This window comes from Arthrobacter sp. SPT-J7, from assembly GCF_059089965.1.
Window position 1 is genome coordinate 1 of sequence record NZ_JBNHFF010000279.1, and the last position, 3,769, is coordinate 3,769.

A 3,769-nucleotide genomic window follows, 5' to 3' on the forward strand; every position below is an offset into this window, starting at 1 on the left:
GAACCGTTTCCTGATGGATGACCTGCTGCACGACGGTGGGGGGCGCCACGAGCGGCTCGAACAACCGCAGGACCCGCGAAACGAAGCCGGGCATCAGGCGGTACGGGAAGAGGATCATGGGTTCGCCTGCCAAGTCGTTCGCCCGGACCTCCCCGCGCCCAGCCAAAGGGTGCGTTTCAGGCAGGACTACCACCAGGTCCTCGGTGCTGAGCAATTCCAGGTGGAGGCCGGGCACGTCCCCCGGGTCCCGGACCAGGCCTACGTCGAGGTCGCCGTCCAGGAGTTGTTCAATCTGTTCGCCGCTGGTGAGTGGGGACAGCACCAGGTCCACGCGGGGGCGGTGCTGGCGGAAGGCACGGATCGCCTCCGGCACCGTGGTGTAACTCGCGGAACTGACGAAGCCGACTTTGATCCTGCCGCTCTTGCCCGCCGCGACGTCGGCAACGTCACCGGCGGCGCTGTCCAACTCCGTGACGGCGGCCGAGACGCGGTCGCGGAACGCTTGGCCGGCCGGCGTCAGGGAGACGCGGCGGGTTGTCCGGTCCAACAGCTGGACGCCGAGCTCGCGTTCCAAGCCCTTGATGGCGACGGTCAGCGGCGGCTGGGTGATATGCAGGCGTTCGGCCGCCTTCGCGAAGTGCAGCTCCTCCGCCACGACGAGGAAGTACCGCAGTTGCCGGAGCTCCATGGAAGATTCTTTCGATTGACGCCAATAATTGCTAGTCAAATGATATTGGACGTAGGGCATTCGCGGGTGCGTAACTGGATACAACGAAGTCACCCATCACCCTAAAAGTACAAGGAGCGATCATGGATTCGATCGAGTACGCCGTCGTCGGGGCAGGGCTCTCTGGAGCCGCGACCGCGTGGCACCTCGCCGCCCGCGGCCACGAGGTTAACCTGCTGGAACGCACCACGCCCGCCAACGACGCCGGAAGTTCCCACGGCTCGGCCCGGATCTTCCGCTACGCATACCCCGAGGAGTTCTACACCGGCCTGGTCCAGGAGGCCAAGGCCGGCTGGGACGAACTGGCACGCCTCAGCGGCAAGCAGCTCATCACCCCTACCGGGGCCGTGGACTACGGAGCCATCCGCCAGCCGGAGCGCCTCGCGGCCGTGCTGGCGGCACGCGGTATCGACCATGAGCTCCTCAGCCCAGAGGAGGCCAATCGCCGGTGGCCTCAGATTGCTTTCGACACCCCGGTGCTGTGGCACCCGGATGCCGGCGTCATCGACGCCCACGAATCCGTCGCCTCCATGGTGGAGCAGGCAGTAGCCCAAGGAGCCGGACTGCACACCAACTGGGCTGTTGCCTCGATCACCGGATCGGCCGGCGGCTACGTCCTCACCTCCGAGGACGGCCGCACCATGCGCGCGGCCAACGTCATCGTCGCCGCCGGCGGCTGGCTCCCCCAGCTGCTCGGGTCCTTGGCGCTGCCGTCCTCCTTCCTGGCCTCCATGCCGCCCATTCAGGTGCGGCAGGAACAGGCCTACCACTTCCCGTACGTTGACGGCACGGACCCCGCAACATGGCCCACCTTCATCCACAAACGCGAAGGCTGGCAGGCCTACGGCCTCCCCGGCGGCCTCGACGCCGGCTTCCGCGGTCAAAAGGTCGCCGAATACAACGGCGGCAAAATTCTGCCCTCCGCTGCCAACCAGGACGGACAGATCAACCCGGACAACCGCCAGCGCGTCATCGAGTACGTCGAACAGTACCTGCCGGGCCTGGTGCCGGAGCCCTACGCCGAAACCACCTGCCTGTTCACCAACACCCCCACCGAGGACTTCATCCTGGACCGGGCCGAGGGCATCACCATCCTCTCCCCCTGCTCCGGACACGGCGCCAAATTCGCCCCGCTCATCGGACAGCTCGCAGCAGACCTGGCCACCGGTTCAGGACGCGTTCCGGATCAGTTCCGGCTCGCAGCCCAGGGCGGCCGCACAGCGGTGGCGGCGCACTGATGGCGCACGGCACCGACATGACCAACGCCCCGACAGCAACGGTGACGGGACTGATGTCCGAGATCGCCGGCACCGGCACGGACGCGGTCCGCGGTGGTTATACCCGCCCGGTCTACTCGACAGCCGAACTGGACCTGCGCGCATGGTTCACCGAACAGGCCCAAAAGCGAGGACTGTCCGTGGAGACGGACCGCAACGGCGCCATCTGGGCGTGGTGGGACGTGCCGGGCGGAGTCCGCACCAACAGCCTGGTCACCGGAAGCCACCTGGACTCCGTGCCCGGCGGCGGCCCGTTCGATGGCCCGCTCGGCGTCGCCTCAGCCCTGGTCGCCGTCGACATCCTCAAAGCCCGAATGGCAACCCCCACGCGTCCGCTCGCCGTCGTGGTGTTCCCGGAGGAGGAAGGATCCCGCTTCGGCGTCGCCTGCCTCGGCTCCCGGCTGATGACCGGCGCCATCGACCCGGACAAGGCACGGAACCTGCGCGACCCCGACGGTTCATCCTTCGCAGACATCGCCCGTGCCAACGGGCTCGACCCCCGCTTCGTAGGCAAGGACGACGAGCTCCTCGGCCAGATCGGGGCCTTCGTCGAACTTCACGTCGAGCAGGGCCGCGGGTTGATCGACCTGGACCAGCCCATTGCCATCGCCTCCTCCATCCTTGGCCACGGGCGCTGGCGCCTGAGCGTCCAGGGCCAGGGCAACCATGCCGGGACTACGCTTATGGCGGACCGGCATGACCCGATGGTGTCCGCGTCCAGGATGGTCGTAGCCATCCGCGACATCGCCCGGAAACAGCCCCACGCCAGGGCTACCGTCGGCCGGCTGCAGCCCGTTCCCGGCGGCACCAACGTCATAGCCTCCCGCGTGGACTTCTGGCTGGACGTCCGCCACCCTGACGACGCCGTTACCGCGGCCCTCGTAGAGAGCATCCACCTGCAGGCTCAGGTCATCGCAGCGGAGGAAGGCTGCAGCATCCACCTCCGGGAGGAATCGCTCAGCCCCACCGTCCACTTTGACCCCGGACTACAGCGGGAACTGCAGCTGGCCCTTCCACACGCGCCCACCCTGGACACCGGGGCCGGGCACGACGCCGGCGTTCTGGCACCCTACGTCCCCACCGCCATGGTCTTCGTCCGCAACCCCAGCGGCATTTCCCACTCCCCCGAAGAACACGTCATGGACGAGGACGCCGAAACCGGGGCGCAAACCCTGGCCGACGCCCTGCAGGGACTCATGGCCTAAGCACACAACCAGCACCCGCGCCGGTTTCCCGGCGCGGGTGCTTTTCTGTGCCCGAAAGGCCACCCACCAACCTTCCTGCCCGCCAGAAAAAACACGGACTCCGGGCACGGGCGTGTCAACGGAGACAACGGTGTCAAGACGACGGCGGCCCCGGAGTTCTTCGAAGAGGAGGACAAACTCTTGAATCCGGCCGCACCAGACCTCTACGCCATCGACGGCAACAGTGATCCTGCCACCTCCAATGGTCAAGGCGCGAGGACCTGTGGGGATACCTCCCCTGCACCGCGGAAAAGATGGGCGGTGGCCTTTCCGCCGAGACGAACCTGCGGCTCACGGAGAGGTGGTCTCCGCCGCCTTCGTTACGCCATACCCGCCCGGCTTTCCGGTCCTCCTCCCCGGCCGGCTCCATCACCTCCAACGTGCTGGACTTCATGGCCGCGCTGGATACCCGGGACATTCACGGCTACGACAAGGACCATGGATACCGCGTGCTGCGAACCAGGGAAACCTCCGGAGGGGAACGAGCAAGCAAAGGGGCGGTTGGATCAAAAGATCCAACC

3 protein-coding genes and 1 pseudogene are annotated in these 3,769 nt (G+C 67.0%); 3 read left to right on the forward strand and 1 reads right to left on the reverse strand.

What is annotated here, in order from left to right; genetic code table 11:
- Positions 1-688, reverse strand: a 688-nt coding sequence (locus AC5RWX_RS31295; protein ID WP_494100087.1) for a LysR family transcriptional regulator, incomplete at its 3' end; no start/stop codon positions are given.
- A gap of 122 nt (positions 689-810) precedes the next feature.
- On the opposite strand from AC5RWX_RS31295, the gene AC5RWX_RS31300 reads away from it, so the two are divergent.
- The 3 genes and pseudogenes from AC5RWX_RS31300 to AC5RWX_RS31310 form a co-directional block, all read left to right on the forward strand.
- Entirely contained in the window at positions 811-1,965 is a 1,155-nt protein-coding gene (locus AC5RWX_RS31300) for an FAD-dependent oxidoreductase (RefSeq protein ID WP_494100088.1), read from the forward strand.
- Positions 1,966-1,982: 17 nt separating this feature from the next.
- A complete protein-coding gene (locus AC5RWX_RS31305; RefSeq protein ID WP_494100089.1) occupies positions 1,983-3,209 on the forward strand; it encodes an allantoate amidohydrolase in 1,227 nt (408 codons plus the stop codon).
- Positions 3,210-3,546: 337 nt separating this feature from the next.
- Positions 3,547-3,769: pseudogene (locus AC5RWX_RS31310) on the forward strand (Orn/Lys/Arg family decarboxylase); the annotation flags it as partial.

Excerpts from the sequence above, each read along its gene's own strand:
- AC5RWX_RS31305 (WP_494100089.1), top strand. The coding sequence starts at position 1,983 with ATGACCAACGCCCCGACAGCAACGGTGACGGGACTGATGTCCGAGATC.
- AC5RWX_RS31300 (WP_494100088.1), top strand. The coding sequence starts at position 811 with ATGGATTCGATCGAGTACGCCGTCGTCGGGGCAGGGCTCTCTGGAGCC.